18 protein-coding genes are annotated in these 15,469 nt (G+C 59.8%); 10 read left to right on the top strand and 8 right to left on the bottom strand.

Going from position 1 to position 15,469, the window contains the following annotated elements; translation table 11 throughout:
• Window positions 1-8: 8 nt before the first annotated feature.
• Together malG and OKC31_RS00670 are read left to right on the top strand one after the other, a co-directional pair.
• Complete coding sequence (gene malG, locus OKC31_RS00675) at window positions 9-899, top strand: maltose ABC transporter permease MalG (protein WP_005333868.1); 891 nt, start codon at window positions 9-11, stop codon at window positions 897-899.
• A 68-nt stretch (window positions 900-967) separates the two neighbouring features.
• Window positions 968-2,104 (top strand): ABC transporter ATP-binding protein, encoded by a 1,137-nt coding sequence (locus tag OKC31_RS00670; RefSeq protein WP_005333867.1) that lies wholly within the window; start codon window positions 968-970, stop codon window positions 2,102-2,104.
• A gap of 113 nt (window positions 2,105-2,217) precedes the next feature.
• On the opposite strand, the gene ppk2 is transcribed toward OKC31_RS00670, so the two are convergent.
• Window positions 2,218-3,033: a polyphosphate kinase 2 gene (gene ppk2, locus OKC31_RS00665; protein WP_005361444.1), complete on the bottom strand. Its 816-nt coding sequence runs from the start codon at window positions 3,031-3,033 to the stop codon at window positions 2,218-2,220.
• Between the two features lie 128 nt (window positions 3,034-3,161).
• Between ppk2 and OKC31_RS00660 the strand changes: the two genes are divergently transcribed.
• Complete coding sequence (locus OKC31_RS00660) at window positions 3,162-3,962, top strand: alpha/beta fold hydrolase (RefSeq protein ID WP_128835941.1); 801 nt, start codon at window positions 3,162-3,164, stop codon at window positions 3,960-3,962.
• A gap of 111 nt (window positions 3,963-4,073) precedes the next feature.
• Here the strand turns inward: OKC31_RS00660 and OKC31_RS00655 are convergent, their stop codons facing one another.
• The 3 genes from OKC31_RS00655 to OKC31_RS00645 are packed head-to-tail and all read right to left on the bottom strand — an operon-like array spanning window position 4,074 to window position 6,245.
• Window positions 4,074-4,880, bottom strand: a complete 807-nt coding sequence (locus OKC31_RS00655) for a MipA/OmpV family protein (RefSeq protein ID WP_128835939.1) — start codon at window positions 4,878-4,880, stop codon at window positions 4,074-4,076.
• 35 nt (window positions 4,881-4,915) lie between these two features.
• Window positions 4,916-5,986 (bottom strand): AI-2E family transporter, encoded by a 1,071-nt coding sequence (locus tag OKC31_RS00650; protein ID WP_005352935.1) that lies wholly within the window; start codon window positions 5,984-5,986, stop codon window positions 4,916-4,918.
• 25 nt (window positions 5,987-6,011) lie between these two features.
• Window positions 6,012-6,245, bottom strand: coding sequence for a sulfurtransferase TusA family protein (locus tag OKC31_RS00645; RefSeq protein WP_005361432.1), 234 nt, complete (start codon window positions 6,243-6,245; stop codon window positions 6,012-6,014).
• Between the two features lie 121 nt (window positions 6,246-6,366).
• On the opposite strand from OKC31_RS00645, the gene OKC31_RS00640 reads away from it, so the two are divergent.
• Complete coding sequence (locus OKC31_RS00640) at window positions 6,367-7,821, top strand: beta-barrel assembly-enhancing protease (RefSeq protein ID WP_429213545.1); 1,455 nt, start codon at window positions 6,367-6,369, stop codon at window positions 7,819-7,821.
• 101 nt (window positions 7,822-7,922) lie between these two features.
• Here OKC31_RS00640 and OKC31_RS00635 read toward each other — a convergent pair whose 3' ends face one another.
• Window positions 7,923-8,405 carry a TlpA family protein disulfide reductase gene (locus OKC31_RS00635; protein WP_270655953.1) on the bottom strand — a complete coding sequence of 161 codons (483 nt, stop codon included), beginning with the start codon at window positions 8,403-8,405 and terminating at the stop codon, window positions 7,923-7,925.
• Window positions 8,406-8,465: 60 nt separating this feature from the next.
• Here OKC31_RS00635 and arsC point away from each other — a divergent pair, with 60 nt between their 5' ends.
• Together arsC and OKC31_RS00625 are read left to right on the top strand one after the other, a co-directional pair.
• A complete protein-coding gene (gene arsC / locus OKC31_RS00630; protein WP_224969842.1) occupies window positions 8,466-8,816 on the top strand; it encodes an arsenate reductase (glutaredoxin) in 351 nt (116 codons plus the stop codon).
• Window positions 8,813-9,196 (top strand): DUF2069 domain-containing protein, encoded by a 384-nt coding sequence (locus OKC31_RS00625; RefSeq protein WP_224969843.1) that lies wholly within the window; start codon window positions 8,813-8,815, stop codon window positions 9,194-9,196. The genes arsC and OKC31_RS00625 overlap by 4 nt, the downstream gene beginning before the upstream one ends.
• Window positions 9,197-9,252: 56 nt before the next feature.
• On the opposite strand, the gene OKC31_RS00620 is transcribed toward OKC31_RS00625, so the two are convergent.
• Window positions 9,253-9,861: an acyl carrier protein phosphodiesterase gene (locus tag OKC31_RS00620; protein WP_224969844.1), complete on the bottom strand. Its 609-nt coding sequence runs from the start codon at window positions 9,859-9,861 to the stop codon at window positions 9,253-9,255.
• Window positions 9,862-9,944: 83 nt separating this feature from the next.
• Window positions 9,945-10,250 (bottom strand): hypothetical protein, encoded by a 306-nt coding sequence (locus OKC31_RS00615; RefSeq protein WP_270655950.1) that lies wholly within the window; start codon window positions 10,248-10,250, stop codon window positions 9,945-9,947.
• Between the two features lies 1 nt (window position 10,251).
• On the opposite strand from OKC31_RS00615, the gene OKC31_RS00610 reads away from it, so the two are divergent.
• Together OKC31_RS00610 and iadA are read left to right on the top strand one after the other, a co-directional pair.
• Entirely contained in the window at window positions 10,252-11,031 is a 780-nt protein-coding gene (locus tag OKC31_RS00610; RefSeq protein WP_224970185.1) for an ABC transporter substrate-binding protein, read from the top strand.
• A gap of 66 nt (window positions 11,032-11,097) precedes the next feature.
• Window positions 11,098-12,228 (top strand): beta-aspartyl-peptidase, encoded by a 1,131-nt coding sequence (gene iadA, locus OKC31_RS00605; RefSeq protein ID WP_270655949.1) that lies wholly within the window; start codon window positions 11,098-11,100, stop codon window positions 12,226-12,228.
• A 103-nt stretch (window positions 12,229-12,331) separates the two neighbouring features.
• On the opposite strand, the gene OKC31_RS00600 is transcribed toward iadA, so the two are convergent.
• The gene (locus OKC31_RS00600; protein ID WP_224969847.1) at window positions 12,332-13,234 is read right to left on the bottom strand and encodes a lysine exporter LysO family protein; all 903 of its coding nucleotides are present in this window, start codon (window positions 13,232-13,234) and stop codon (window positions 12,332-12,334) included.
• Between the two features lie 533 nt (window positions 13,235-13,767).
• Between OKC31_RS00600 and OKC31_RS00595 the strand changes: the two genes are divergently transcribed.
• The gene (locus OKC31_RS00595; RefSeq protein ID WP_005337310.1) at window positions 13,768-14,538 is read left to right on the top strand and encodes an ABC transporter ATP-binding protein; all 771 of its coding nucleotides are present in this window, start codon (window positions 13,768-13,770) and stop codon (window positions 14,536-14,538) included.
• A gap of 49 nt (window positions 14,539-14,587) precedes the next feature.
• Window positions 14,588-15,361: an ABC transporter substrate-binding protein gene (locus OKC31_RS00590; protein ID WP_005337307.1), complete on the top strand. Its 774-nt coding sequence runs from the start codon at window positions 14,588-14,590 to the stop codon at window positions 15,359-15,361.
• Window positions 15,362-15,469 lie beyond the last annotated feature (108 nt).

Here is a 15,469-nt window from a genome sequence, read left to right as displayed (position 1 = left end):
GCTTCAACATGGCAATCGTACAACCCAAATCAGTCAAATACCGGGTGTGGGCAACCCACCTGGTCATGTGGGGCTTCCTGGCGTTGATCATCTTCCCGTTGATCATGGTTATCGCCATCTCGTTCCGTAACGGTAACTTCGCGGTAGGGGAGATCATCCCCTCCAATCCGACGCTGGATCACTGGAAGCTGGCGCTGGGCATGTCCATCACCAACGCCGACGGCAGCATCACGCCGCCGCCGTTCCCGGTGCTGACCTGGTTGTGGAACTCCATCAAGATCGCCGGCATCACTGCCCTGATGATCGTGACGCTCTCCACCACTTGTGCTTACGCCTTTGCCCGCCTGCGTTTTCGTGGCAAGTCCACCATCCTGCAGGGCATGCTGATTTTCCAGATGTTCCCGGCGGTGTTGGCGCTGGTAGCCATCTACGCGCTCTTTAACAAGATTGGTGACTATATTCCCTGGCTGGGTCTCAACACCCACGGTGGCCTGATCCTGGCGTACATGGGGGGGATTGCCCTGCACGTCTGGACCATCAAGGGCTACTTCGAGACCATCGACTCCTCCCTGGAGGAGGCGGCGGCCATCGACGGTGCGACCCCGTGGCAGGCATTCCGTCTGATCCTGTTGCCCCTGTCGGTGCCCATCCTGGCGGTAGTGTTTATTCTGGCCTTTATCGGTTCCATTACCGAGGTGCCCATGGCCTCCATCCTGCTGCAGGATGTGAACAATCTGACCCTGGCGGTCGGGGCCCAGCAGTACCTCTATCCGCAGAACTATCTGTGGGGTGATTTCGCGGCGGCCGCAGTGCTCTCCGGTTTCCCCATCACAGTGGTCTTCCTGTTGGCACAGCGCTGGTTGGTTGGCGGTCTGACTGCTGGTGGTGTGAAAGGTTAAGTTTATGGCCGGGGGAGCTGACTCCCCCCGCTATCACGATTTGCAAAGATTCAAGAGCGGAGCTCGTCATGGCTGAAGTAGTACTCAACAACGTTCGCAAAAATTACGATCCGGCTGTTCACAAGGACACCCTGCGCAACATCAACCTCTCCATCAAGGAGGGCGAATTCATCGTCTTCGTCGGCCCGTCCGGCTGCGGTAAATCCACCCTGCTGCGGATGATCGCGGGTCTGGAAGACATCACCAGCGGTGAGCTGACCATCGGCGGTCGCTACATGAACGACGTGCCGCCGGTAGAGCGCAACGTCGGCATGGTGTTCCAGTCCTACGCCCTTTATCCGCACATGAACATCTACGAGAACATGGCCTTTGGTCTGAAGCTCAAGAAGATGGACAAGGAGAACATCCACAAGCGGGTGATGCGCGCCGCCGAGATCCTGGGTCTTGAGCCGCTGCTGGACAGAAAGCCCAAGGCGCTCTCCGGTGGTCAGCGTCAGCGTGTCGCCATCGGTCGCTCCATCGTGCAGCAGCCGCAGGTGTTCCTGTTTGACGAGCCGCTCTCCAACCTGGATGCCGCGCTGCGGGTCAAGATGCGGATCGAGATCGCCAAGCTGCACAAGGAGCTTAACTCCACCATCATCTACGTGACCCACGATCAGGTGGAAGCGATGACCCTGGCCGACAAGATTGTGGTGCTGAGCCCGCTCAAGGCCGAAGCTGCCACCAACCTGGAACAGTTCGGTTCACCGCTGGATCTCTACCACAACCCGGACAACAAGTTCGTGGCGGGCTTTATCGGCTCTCCCAAGATGAACTTCCTGGCGGGCGAGTTGCTGGAGATTGGCGAGCAGGAGTGCCTGGTCAAGTTGACCTCTGGCGATACCGTGCGTGCCCGGGTCGATGCCCGCAGTGGCGCTGTGGGTGACAAGGTGGAGCTGGGCATTCGCCCCGAGCACCTGATGCCGCTGGATCACCCCCATGCGCACAGCAAGGTGAGCGGGATCGTGCAGGTGGCCGAGCACCTGGGTGCCGAGTCCTTCGTTTATATGGATGTGGATGGTCACGACTTTACCGTCAAGGCCACCTCGGATGTGGATGTGGCGACCGGTCAGACCTACAGCGTGGGTATCCCGGCCGAAGCCTGCTACCTGTTCGATGCCAAGGAGCAGGCGTTCCCCCGTACCGCCAAATATATCCGTACCTGATTTTTTGTTGTGCTGGTTTTTCCTTTCTTAATAATCAATGCCTTTTTGCCGGTCGTCAGACCGGCTTTTTATTGCCTGCGATTTGAACATGCAGATAGGCAAGGTAACCCGGTTCAAGCCTCGAGTTCGGCGGTAATATCGGGCACAAAGGTCTGGCTGGCCAGCGGCGGGCGCTCATACCCTTCGGTCTTGATGGGGGGGAGCTTGATAGGCTCGTAGTGGATCGCCTCGTAGGGTACCTTGCTCAGCAGATGTGCAATGCAGTTGAGGCGGGCACGGCGTTTGTCATCTGCCTCCACCACGAACCAGGGACAATCCTCGGTGTCGGTGTAGGTGAACATGTCATCCTTGGCGCGGGAGTATTCCACCCAGCGTGACCGGGACTGCAAATCCATCGGGCTGAACTTCCAGCGCTTGATGGGGGTGTTGATCCGCTCTTTAAAGCGCTTCTCCTGCTCCTCGTCACTGACCGAGAACCAGTATTTGATCAGGGTGATGCCGGAGCGGATCAGCATCCGCTCAAACTCGGGGCAGGCGCGCAGAAACTCGCGATACTCGGCGTCGCTGCAAAATCCCATCACCCGCTCGACTCCGGCCCGGTTGTACCAGGAGCGGTCAAACAGCACCATTTCGCCAGCGGCGGGCAGGTGGGCCACATAACGCTGAAAGTACCACTGGGAGCGCTCCCGATCGGAGGGGGCGGGCAGCGCCGTGACCCGGCAGACCCGGGGGTTGAGCGGTTCGGTGATCGCCTTGATGACGCCCCCTTTACCGGCGGCGTCCCGTCCTTCGAACAGCACCACCACCTTCAGCCCCTCCTGCTTGACCCACTCCTGCAGCTTGACCAGCTCCTCCTGCAGATGGGCAAGGTGGTGCTCGTAGCACTTCTTGTCCAGACGTGGCCGCTTCTTGCTCTTCTCCTTCGCCATGGGCTTCTCCTTTTGGCATCCTTTCATGGGTGACTTCTTTGAGTCACTGCCAGCTTGCACCAGGGAGGCGTCACCTGCCAAGGGGGACGTGATACACTGCCCGCCCATCGCTGGCAACAGGAGATAACATGAAGCATTTTATGGAGATAGCGGGCCGCCGGATGGCCTATCTGGATGAAGGGCAAGGGCCGGTACTGCTGTTTGGTCACAGCTATCTGTGGGATAGCGCCATGTGGGCGCCGCAAATCGAGGCGCTCAAGGGCAGCTATCGCTGCATCGTTCCCGAGCTGTGGGGCCACGGTGATTCCGACCTGCTCCCCGAAGGTGGCTGCACCCTGGCGACGCTGGCGCGGGATCACCTGGCGCTGCTCGATGCCCTCGGGGTTGACGAGTTCGTACTGGTGGGCCTCTCCATCGGCGGCATGTGGGGTGTGGAGCTGGCGCGCATGGTGCCAAACCGCCTTAAGGGTCTGGTGCTGATGGACAGTTTTGTCGGCCTGGAACCGCAGATCACCTGCGAGCGCTACCTCGGCATGCTGGCGATCATCGAGCAGCTCGGCACCGTGCCGGCGCCCATCATCGAACAGGTGGCGCCTATCTTCTTTGCCAGCCAGCCTGATGAGGCGCTGATGAGTGGTTTCAAGGCGCGTCTCGCCGCTTGGCCAAACGAGAAGATTGCCGCCATGGTGGCGGTGGGCCGTAGCTTTGTGACCCGCGAAGATCGCATCGAGTGGCTGGAGGAGATCACCACTCCCGCACTGGTGATGACCGGCTGCGAGGACAAGGCCCGTCCGGTGCTGGAGGGCTATCTGATGGCCGAGGTGCTGGGTTGCCCGTTCAGGGAGATCCCGATGGCTGGCCACATCTCGTCGCTGGAAAATCCGGCCTTCGTCAATCAGCAGCTGACCGAGTTTCTGGCGGCGCTGTAAGCCTGAATTGGACGCCTGAGCAGGCTGTACTACCAGCCTGATGGTCGTGAAAAAGGGAGCCGAGGGCTCCCTTTTGTTGGGTCGTGTCTCACGGTTCAAGACTCATAACTGTTACCAGATATAGCCCAGCGCCAAACCCGCATAGAGCTCGCCGTCGTGCTGGACGATGGGGCTGTTTTTGATGTCCCGATCATACCATTCGTAGTTCATGGCAAACATGCCAATCCAGTTGGGGCTGAAGCGGTAACTGGTGATGAGGGCCGTCATCGGGGAGAGGGTGGTACCGGTATCCCAAGCAGGCCGCTGGGCGGTTGCCTCGCTCTCGGAGATGCCGCCGAAGTAGTAGTTGGCCATCTTGTCGCTGCGCAGCATCAGCCCCATCCCCGGCATGATCAGCAGGTTGTCACGCAGGATGGGGAAATCGGCCCACAGCAGCAGTTCCTGCCCCTTGCTGCGGCCGGTGACATCGCTGTTGGCCCGCACGGTCAGCAGGGCGTAGGGGGTGATGATGTTGCCACCGATCCCGCCTTCCAGCTGCCATTTTCGCTGCTCCATGCCAGTAAAGGCCGGAGAGTCCTCGGGATCCAGATTGCCAAAACGGACCCGGCCATAGCCGTAGAGGGCCACGTTCTCATCCTTGTGGAAGTAGTAGCGGGCCCGATCTCCCAGAAACATAAAGTCGTCGCCGAAGTAGATAAAGCCCGGGATGGCGTAGAGGGCGTTGTCCTGCGCTTCATAACGGGCCTGCCCCCCGATGAGCGCCGCACCGGCGACAAAGCCTTGTGGCACCGGACTGGTTGGGCTGTCGCTGGTGAGCAGATCCATGGCGCCAAGATCGATATCGGCACGCGCTGGCAGGGCGGCAGCGAGGAGCAGGGCCGTCAGTCCTGCCGCTCTAATTTGACGAAAAAAGGTCATGGACACTCCGTTGTCACGATTGCAGGGGAAGCAGGTTATTTTGCGGCACTGGGCATCTCTTCGCGTTTTGGCCAGGCATTGATCACCGCCTTGACCAGGGTGGCGAGGGGAATGGCGAAGAAGACTCCCCAGAATCCCCACAAGCCGCCGAAGACCAGCACGGCGATGATGATGGCCACCGGATGGAGGTTGACCGCTTCCGAGAAAAGCACCGGCACCAGCAGGTTGCCATCGAGGGCCTGAATGACCAGATAGGCCACCATCAGCCAGGCAAACTCCGGGGTGAGCCCCCATTGGAATAATGCCACCATGGCCACCGGCACGGTCACCACGGCGGCGCCGATATAGGGGATCAGCACCGAAAAGCCGACCGCTACCGCCAGCAGCACCGAGTAGCGCAGTCCCATCAGGGCGAAGGGGACATAGGTGGCGATGCCGACGATCAGGATCTCGATCACCTTGCCGCGGATGTAGTTGATGATCTGGTTGTTCATCTCCACCCACACCCGGTTGACCAGGGTGCGGTTGCGCGGCAGGAAGCGGCGCAGGCTGCCCATCAGTACCCGCTTGTCTTTGAGCATAAAGAAGACCATCAGCGGTACCAGAATGAGGTAGATCATGATGGCGACCACGTTGACCAGCGAACTGAGGGAGGCGCTTACCAGATGCTCGCCGCCACTGAGGATGCGCTGGCGAATATTGTCGATGACGGTCTCCACCAGACTGACGTCGATGAGCTCGGGGTATTTGTCAGGCAGGGTGCGCACATAATCCTGAGCGTGGGTCAGCATGGCCGGCGCCTCTTTGGCCAGATTGATCCCCTGACTGACCAGCGTCGGGATAAGACCCAGCAAGGAGGCGACTGCTACCGCAATAAAGAGGATCAGAATGACGCTGGTGGCCAGGGTGCGCGACAGCCCCGCTTTTTGCAGCCGGGCGACCGGCCACTCCAGCAGATAGGCCATTACCAGCGCCACCAGCAGGGGGGCCAGCAGATCGCCAAACAGCCAGATGATGGTGAAGCAGAACACCAGCAACAGGAAAAGGGTAACGGCATCGGGGTCGGAAAAACGGGTCTGATACCAGCGCTTCAATACTTCTAACATGACTGCATCCTTACATCACTGGGGCTCAAGATGGCTGTTTCGCCCCGACAACCAACTGCAAAGAGAGGGTATTGTCCGGTTGTTGCTGCATCTCGACATGGTGGCCCTGACGGTGCAGATAGGCCGGAATATCCTGCCGGGAGCCCGCATCGGCTAGCCGGATGGTGACGGTTTGACCGCTTTTGGCCCCCCTTAACCAGAGCTTGAGCCGGATCAGCGGCTCGGGGCAACGCCAGGGGGTCAGGTCGAGAATTTCCATGGGGTCTCCATCAGGCAGGTGGCCGCTATTATGGCCGTGATAAGAGCATGAAACAACGCTTGTAGCCCTTGATGGGCAAGGGTATTCTGCCGAGGCCCTTTCTGATGGAGATAGAGATAACGTGGCACGTTTTTCCCCCCTGATGGCATCGCTTCCCCTGCTGGCTTCCCTGATGGGCGCCACGTTTCATGCCGAGGCCAACAATCAGCTTCCCGACATCGGCACGGCCGGGGTTGCTGCCCTGCCCATCGAGCAGGAAGTGCGTTACGGCAACGCTTTTATGCGCTTTGCCCGTGCGGGTCTGCCGATCATCGATGATCCGGTGCTGAGCCAGTACATTGACGATCTGGGTCAGCGACTGCTGACCAACGCCGATGGGGTGCGTTTCCCGTTTACCTTCTTCCTCATCAATGATCCCAGCATCAACGCGGCCGCCTTCCTCGGCGGGCGGGTCAAGGTGCACACTGGCCTCTTCCTCTACGCCGACAGCGAGAGTGAGCTGGCCTCGGTACTGGCCCACGAAATCACCCACGTGACCCAGCGCCATATCGCCCGTTATATGGAGGCGCAGGCGAGCAGTTCGGCGGTGACCCTGGCCGGTCTGGTGGGCTCCATCGCGCTGGCGGTGATCAACCCGACTGCCGGTATCGCCGCGCTGCAGACTACGCTGGGCCTCTCCATGCAGTCTGCCATCAACTACACCCGCGACAACGAATATGAAGCGGATCGCATCGGCATGAAAACGCTCAATGATGCCGGTTTCGACCCCATGGGGATGGCCAACTTCTTCCAGAAACTGGCTGCCGAGTACCGTTACGCCAGCAAGCCGCCAGAAATGCTGCTCACTCACCCGCTGCCGGAGACCCGGATCAGCGAGGCCCGCGCTCGGGCGGGCAGCTATGGTCGCCGCGACTTGCCGCCCAGTCTCGACTTCTGGCTGGCCAAGGTGCGGATTCAGGTGCGTTTTGGTACCGATACCCCGCAGGGGCTGCTGAGCTACTTCGATAGCCGGATCCAGAAGGGGGATTATCCGCTCAAGGATGCCGCCATCTATGGCAAGGCGCTGGCGCTGATCCAGCTCAAGCGCACCGACGAGGCTGATACCCTGATGCAGGAGCTGGCGGCCCGTCATCCGGAAGATCTCTTTATCGTCGATGCCCAGACCGACATCGATCTGGCCAAGGGGCGCAGTGCCCAGGCCATCGCGCGCCTCGAGAAGTTCCGCAGCCGGATGCCGGATAACGAAGTGGTGGTGGTCAATCTCGGCAACGCCTACCTCGAGAGCGGCAACTACAAGAAGTCCATCGCCATCCTCGACCCCTATGCCCGTGCCCATGAGGAGAACAATCTGGCCTGGAACCTGCTGGCCGATGCCTATCGCAAGGCGGGCAGAATGACCGAGCTGCATATGGCGCGGGCCGAGATGCTCGCGCTGCGCGGGGATTATCAGGCGGCCATCGACGAGCTGATCGTGGCGCGCGGTACCACCAGCGACCGGATGACCTTGGCTCGTCTGGAGGCGCGCATCACCGAGCTGGAGCGGGCCAAGAAGGATCTCGACAGCCTCAAGGGCTAACGAAACCTGGCATTGGCCTATCAAACAAGGGCGCACCACGGTGCGCCCTTGTTGTTTATGGCGGTGGCGTTGATGTGGGGGACGGTGATAGCAGCGATGGGCTACTGACTCATGCTGCTGGCGGTCGCCTTGAGCATCTCGATCTGCTGCTGGTCGAGCTCGCCGACCAGCGTCTGCTTGAGCTTGCCCTCGCTATCGAGCAGATAGCTGGTGGGCAGGCCGCTTGGGCGAGGGAAGGGGAGCCTGGCATCTTCATTGGTAATAAGGAGGGGTACCTTGATGTGGTACTGCGCGGCCAGCTTGTCCAGCTCTGCTGGCGTGGTCGGGTCGTAGTTGATGGCCACCACTGTGATCTGGCCCTCCGCTGCCAGCCCGTTGAGGCGCGGTATCTCCCGCAGGCAGGGAGCGCACCAGGGGGCGAAGTAGTTGACCAGCAGCGGCTTGCCGGCAAAGTGGCGCAGGCTGACCGACTGCCCTGTTGCATCGGTAAATTCGGGGGCGGGTGTGCAGGCGCCCAGCAGGCCCGCCACAATCAGCCAACAAATACGTTTCAATTCCTTTCCACTGCAGCTTACTCTGACCATCACTTTCCCCTACAATAGCGCCGTTTCTAGTCCCATCTTGCGATTAATCAGGGAGTTACCATGAGCGAGACCCAAATCTACCACAATCCGCGCTGCTCCAAGAGTCGCGAAACCCTGGCTCTGCTGGAACAGCACGGGATCGCCCCTGATGTGGTGCTCTATCTGGAGCAGGCCCCGAGTGAAGATGAGATCCGCAACCTGCTCTCTCTGCTCGGTTTTAGCGATCCCCGCCAGCTGATGCGCACCAAGGAAGAGCTCTACAAGGAGCTGGGATTGTCCGATGTCAGCGGTGATGCCCTTATTCGCGCCATGCACCAGCATCCCAAGCTGATCGAGCGCCCAATTGTCATCAAGAATGGTCAGGCCCGCATTGGTCGCCCGCCGGAGCAGGTGCTGGAGATCCTCAAGTGAGCACCCGCTTCGCACGTTGGCTGACTCTGGTCGGCTTCTTCGGTCTGCTGTGTTGGGTCATCCTCTGGCATCTGTGGCTATCACCCCATCCGGACCTCAACCCCTGGCTGCTGCCGGTGATCTGGACGGTGCCGCTGCTCTTCCCTCTCAAGGGGATAGTGCAGGGCAACCCCTACACCCACGCCTGGGGCAACTTCGTGTTGATGCCCTATTTCCTGCACGCCCTCACCCTGATCACCACGGATGAGGGGGAGCGGTGGCTGGCGGTGGTGGAGCTGGTCTTCACCACTCTCGCTTTTGTCGGCACCATCTATTACGCCCGACTGCGTGGTCGGGAGCTGGGCTTAAGCATTCGCAAAAAGAAAGACGACGCCAACTGATGACAAACGCCCCGCAAGGGGCGTTTTTTATGGGGAAGCTGCTCTATCCAGAGGGATCACTGTGCCCCTTGGGCTGCCCGATATTGGGCCAGTTGCTGCTGGCTAAAGTCCATCAGCGCGGGATAGAAGCGCAGAAATCCCGCCTCGCATGTTTGCCACTGCGACTCATCGAGGGTCAACAGCGCCTCTCCCAGTTGTACCGGGCGGCGCAGTCGGCGACCGATGCCATTCAGCGCTTGCCCCAGCCCCTCCCTGTGGCGGTAGGAGGCGATCCAGTTCTGCTCGGCCATCCGTTTGAGGGGGAGTGGCAGTCCGTCCGGCAGGCGTGGGTGATCCGCCAATAGCTGCTCATAACTGCGTTGCAGGAAGCGGGGCAGGGGCTCGGTACTGAACAGCTTCCAGTGCTGGCTCAGCCAGTGGTCGTAGATCATATCCACCACTATGCCGCCAAAGCGGCGCCAGGGGGCCTCGAAACAGGCGACGGCCGCCTTGTGCTCGGGGTGGCTGTCGGTGAAAGCGTCAATTTTGCGGTGTAGCCAGATCCCCTCATCGAAGTGGGCGGCAAGCCCCGTGGGCAGCGTGCCTTTGACGAAATCGCCGAGCAGATTGCCGGTGAGGGAGCTTCGGATGTGGGCAGCCAGATGGAGATGGGCCAGAAAATTCATCGGTCGCTGTGTGTCAGTTATGGGATGGCAAGGTGCTTCGAGCCTAACGGATCCCGCCCGCCTTGACCATGATCGGGATTTTGCTACTGCCCTGCGGCTGCCTCTTGCCGGGCAAAATTCGGGCGTGCTAAGGTGATTGCCATCTTTGTCACAGGACGCGACAAACCACCATGATGCGCAAAGCCAGAGGCTTTTTTCTGGCCTTCTACTTCAAGCCTTTCTATCTCTCCGAGTGGTTCGACGAATAGATCGAACCCCTGGAGCAGTTCACTGACGCCCGCTCGGGCGTGATCTCGCTCATCCAGATTTTGCCGCTTTTGGTCATCGCATGCATTCGCCTGCGATGCCTTGTCCGCGCCTGTGCGCTTTTTATGTAATGGAGTACTCATGATGAAGATCAGACTGACCCTCTCAGCCCTGTTTGTTGCCAGCCTGCTGGCCAACCCCGCTATGTCCAAGGAGTGGAAAACCGTGCGCTTCGGGGTGGAGGGGGCCTACCCGCCCTTCTCCTGGACCGATGCGTCGGGCGAGATCAAGGGGTTTGATATCGATCTCGCCAACGCCCTTTGTCAGCAGATGGCGGTCAAGTGCGAGCTGGTGGCGCAGGATTGGGACGGCATGATCCCGGCCCTGCTGTCGCGTAAATACGATGCCATCATCGCCGCCATGTCGATCACCGACGAGCGGCGCCAGAAGGTCGACTTCACCGAGAAATATGCCCATATTCCCAATCGCTTTGTGGCGGCCAAGGGAACCGAGCTGACGCTGACCCCGGAAGGCATGGCGGGCAAGCGCATCGGGGTGCAGCGTGCCACCACCCACGACAAGTACCTGACCGACAATTTTGGCTCGAATGTCACCATCGTCCGCTACGGCAATGCCGATGAGGCCTATCTCGATCTGAAAGCGGGTCGGGTGCTGGCCCTGCTGGCCGATGCCTCTGCCATCGAGCAGGGGCTCCTTGGCAAAGAGGGGGGCGACAAGTTCGACTATGTGGGGCCTGCCCTGACCGATCGCCAGTGGTTTGGTGATGGCATGGGGATCGCCGTGCGCAAGAGCGATAAGGAGCTCAAGGGCAAGCTGGACGAGGCGATCAAGGCCCTGCGTGCCAATGGCACCTATCAGCAGATCAACCAGAAGTACTTCAAGTACGATATATATGGTGGTTGACGGGGGGAGGGAGCTTGCTCCCTCTCTTTTCATTGGACAAGCGACAATCGTTCAAGGAGGATCGCCATGTTGACCCTGATCGAGGGAGCCGAGATCTTCAGCCCCACCCACCTTGGCCAGCAGGATCTGCTGGTGGCTGATGGCCGTATCGCCTGGATGGGCAAGGGGTTGACGGTGCCCACAAACTGGCCGCTGCACAGGGTCGATGGTCGTGGCCGCTATCTGGTACCCGGGCTAGTGGATCCGCTGGCCCATATCACCGGCGGCGGCGGGGAGGGGGGCTTTGCCTTTCGCACCCCTGAGCTGGCGGCGAGCGAGGCGCTCAAGGCCGGCGTCACTACCCTGGTGGCGGCGCTTGGCACCGACAGCCTGACCCGCACTCCCGCGCAGGTGCTCGGCAAGGTGCGTGAGTTTCGCGCCGCCGGGGTGAGCGCCTTTATGTATACCGGCTCCTACCATCTGCCGGTCAAGACCCTGACCGGCACGGTGGAGTCGGACATCATCCTGATCCCCGAGGTATTGGGGGTGGGGGAGGTGGCCATCAGCGACCACAGATCCAGTGCGCCGACCCACGATGAGCTGGCCAGGCTTGCCAGCGAGGCGCGAGTGGCCGGGCTGCTTGCGGGCAAGAGCGGGGTCAGCTTCTTCCATGTCGGGGATGGCAAGGGGGCATTGGCGCCCCTGCGGGCCCTGCGCGATAAGACCGACATTCCGCTGCGCCAGCTCTATCCCACTCACTGCAACCGCAACCCCTGGCTCTTTGCCGAGGCCATAGAGTGGGGCAAGGCGGGAGGTTGGGTAGATCTCACCACCTCGAGCTTTCCCGATCTGCTGGAGGATGGCGAGCGGCTTGCTGCCGATGCACTCGTCGAGCTGCTGGCCGCCAATGTGCCTGCCGAGCGCATCACCTTCAGCTCGGATGCCAACGCCAGCCTGCCGCGCTTTGATGGCGAAGGGCGGCTAATCGAGATGCGCTGCGGCCAGATTGCCAGCCTGTGGCAGCAGTGCGTGCGCGCGACCCAACTCGGTGTCTCGCTGGAGAGGGCATTGGCCGCGGTGACGAGCAATCCGGCACAGGCGCTGGGGCTCGGCAGCAAGGGGCGTATCGGGGTCGGGCAGGATGCGGATCTGCTGCTGGTGCACGACCGGACGTTTGCTATCGAGCGAGTGATGAGTGGCGGCCAGTGGCGCGAATAAGGCTGCGGGCAATATCGTAGTCAGTGCGAGTGCGTGGTTGCTCCAAACAGCAAAAGCCCGACAACAAGGTCGGGCTTTTTTATCTGCAATGTGGAGATCAGGCTTAGATCGCCAGAAACCCGAGGATCAGGATGGGGCCGAGCAGGCTCAGGATAAAGCCGGAGACAATGGCCACCGGCACCACCTGAATGCCCCCTGATTTCTGGATGACCGGCAGGGTGAAGTCCAGCGCCGTGGCGCCGCCGTAACCGATGGCCGCCGAGGGGTGGCGACGCATCAGGACCGGGATGATCAGAATGGCGATAAGCTCGCGCCCAAGATCGTTGATAAAGGCAGCAGAACCGAGCACCGGCCCCAGTTTGTCGGCCACCAGAATGCCGGAGAGCGAATACCAGCCGAAGCTCGAGCTCATCGCCAGACCATGGGTAAAGGGCATGCCCAGCAACTGGGCCGCCAGCAGGCTGCCAAGCCAGCTGCTGAGGATGACGGTGGCGGCGATCTTCATCCCCCAGGGGTTGAGCAGGATCTGACGCAGCCGCATGCCGGAGTTGCGCATCTGCACCCCGATGAGAAACAGCAGCAGCATCAGGGCCCACTCGCTCCACTTGTCGATGGGCAGGGCGCGCAGATCCAGCAGTAGACCCAGCAGCACACCGCCGAGCACCACAAAGCAGAGCTGCAGGGATTCCCACAACAGGTGCAACTTGCCCGGCATCTTGGCATCGCTCGCCTCGTGGGTCGGCGGCGTGCGCTTGTCGAGCCACCAGAGGGCCAGCAGGTTGCAGATCGTGATCGCGGTCAGCATCACCCCGGCGACCTTGAAGATCACCGCCAGATTGCTGCCCAGGTTCTCCACATAGGCAAGCCCGAGCCCCATTAGAAACAGAATGAGGTAGACCATCTTGCCCAGACTCTGGTTGACCAGCTTGATCAGCCGGGCAGAGGAGAGGGGAATCAGATAGCCGATTGCCAGTGGCAACAGGATCAGCAACACATTGAGCAACATCGAGGCCTCGATCACAAAAACTGATAAAAACACCACCTTATCATTACTTATTGGCTCTGTGTCACATATCTATCGCTTTCATGGCCGAAAACAGCCCTTTTGGGGGCAGATTGTTACTTTTTTGCCACAACTTCTCTGTTTGATAAGGTTCTGTGCGAGCCCGAGTGCACCAATGAAATCAAGTTGATCCGATCGGGGAGCCGATATTTCGCTCGGTAAGGGTGTGCATAAAGCCATTTTGGTACCGGTTTGGCACACATCACGCTTTTCTCTTGCCACTGATATGATTGGGGTATAAAAAGGCGGTATCGGAATAGCCATTGAAACGGCTGTTTATGCAAACAAAGTGCTGAAAAATACGCAAAGAGCGAATAAAAATAGAGCGGATCCCCTGAAGACCCTCGTTCTGTATTGTTTTTTCACTATCCGGGTGATATTTTCGCTGAAGGTTGCCATCGGTTAACTTTTTGTTAAATGGACGGTGGTTGAGTCACGCCCCCTGCGGCGTCTAGGGACAGACAAGGTTGTAATGGATGAGCGACGTTGCCGCACTGGAAGTACGTGATCTGCACAAATATTTTGGCACCCACGAAGTGCTCAAGGGCATCGACATGACCGCCCACAAGGGGGATGTGATCTCCCTTATCGGCTCCTCCGGCTCGGGGAAGTCGACCTTTCTTCGCTGTATCAATCTGCTCGAAACCCCCTCATCCGGCACCGTCTCGCTCCATGGTGAGTTGATCCGGATGAAAACCAGCCGCGCCGGCGAGCGGTTGCCCGAGGATATGCGTCAGGTTGAGCGGATCCGCAGCCGGCTGGCCATGGTGTTTCAAAGTTTCAATCTCTGGTCACACATGACCATCATGCAGAACATCATCGAAGTGCCGATCCAGGTGCTCAAGGTACCTCGCGCCGAAGCACTGGCCAAGGCAGAGCAACTGCTCAACCGGGTTGGACTCTGGGAGCGGCGCGACTACTATCCCGGCCACCTCTCCGGTGGTCAGCAGCAGCGGGCCGCCATTGCCCGTGCGCTGGCGGTAGAGCCCGAGGTGATGCTATTTGACGAACCCACCTCGGCGCTGGATCCCGAGCTGGTGGGAGAGGTGCTCGGCCTGATGCGCGAGCTGGCTGAAGAGGGGCGCACCATGCTGGTGGTGACCCACGAGATGTCGTTTGCCCGGGATGTATCTAACAAGGTGATGTTTCTGCATCAGGGGCGGGTGGAAGAGGAGGGCAACCCCAAGGAGATTTTCGCCCATCCCAAATCCGAGCGGTTCAAGCAATTCATCTCCTCCATCTACTGATGGTGGGATGCCTGGTTACCCAATCAACTGTTTTATCAAGGAGAGATACATGAACAAGCTGATGCTGGCGACAGCCGTAGTTACTGCCCTCGCGTCCGGTAGCCTGATGGCCAAGGAGTGGAAAGAGGTCCGGATCGGGGTTGAGGGTGCCTATCCCCCCTTCTCCTGGACCGAGCCCAGTGGCGAGGTGAAAGGCTTTGATATCGACATCGCCAACGCCCTGTGCGAAGAGATGAAAGTGAAGTGCACCCTGGTCAAGCAGGACTGGGACGGCATCATTCCGGCGCTGCTGTCACGCAAGTTTGACGCCATCATCGCCACCATGGACATCACAGAAGAGCGCAAGAAGAAAGTGGACTTCACCCAGAAGTACCAGCACATTCCGGCCCGCTTCGCCGCCAAGAAGGGCACTGACGTGCAGCTCGACAAAGCCTTTATGGAAGGCAAGTCCGTCGCGGTGCAGCGTGCAACCTCCATGGATACCTTTATTACCGACAACTTCCCCAATGCCACCATCAAGCGTTACGGCACCGCCGATGAAGCCTATCTCGATCTGAAATCCGGTCGTGTGGACTATGTGCTGGCCGACTCTGCCGCCATCACCGACGGTCTGTTGAAGAAAGAGGGGGGTGATGCCTTCGAATTCGTCGGCCCGAAACTGACCGATCCCAAGTGGTTTGGTGAGGGTGCCGGTATTGCGGTGCGCAAGGCTGACAAGGATCTGAAAGAGAAATTCAACGCCGCCATTCTGGCGCTGCGTGCCAACGGCAAGTACAAGGAAATCAACGACAAGTACTTCGAGTTCGACGTTTACGGAGAGTAAAACAAAGAGACGTTTACGGCGAGTAAGTCCAAAGACGTCTACGGCAAGTAACGACAGGTTGATCCCGTCAGTAGTCATCGGGCCCGTCACCTCCCTGAGGGAGTTTAC

The organism is Aeromonas sp. Y293-4 (assembly GCF_027705905.1).
Lineage (GTDB): Bacteria > Pseudomonadota > Gammaproteobacteria > Enterobacterales > Aeromonadaceae > Aeromonas > Aeromonas veronii.
This window is presented reverse-complemented; position numbering and strand designations above follow the sequence as displayed.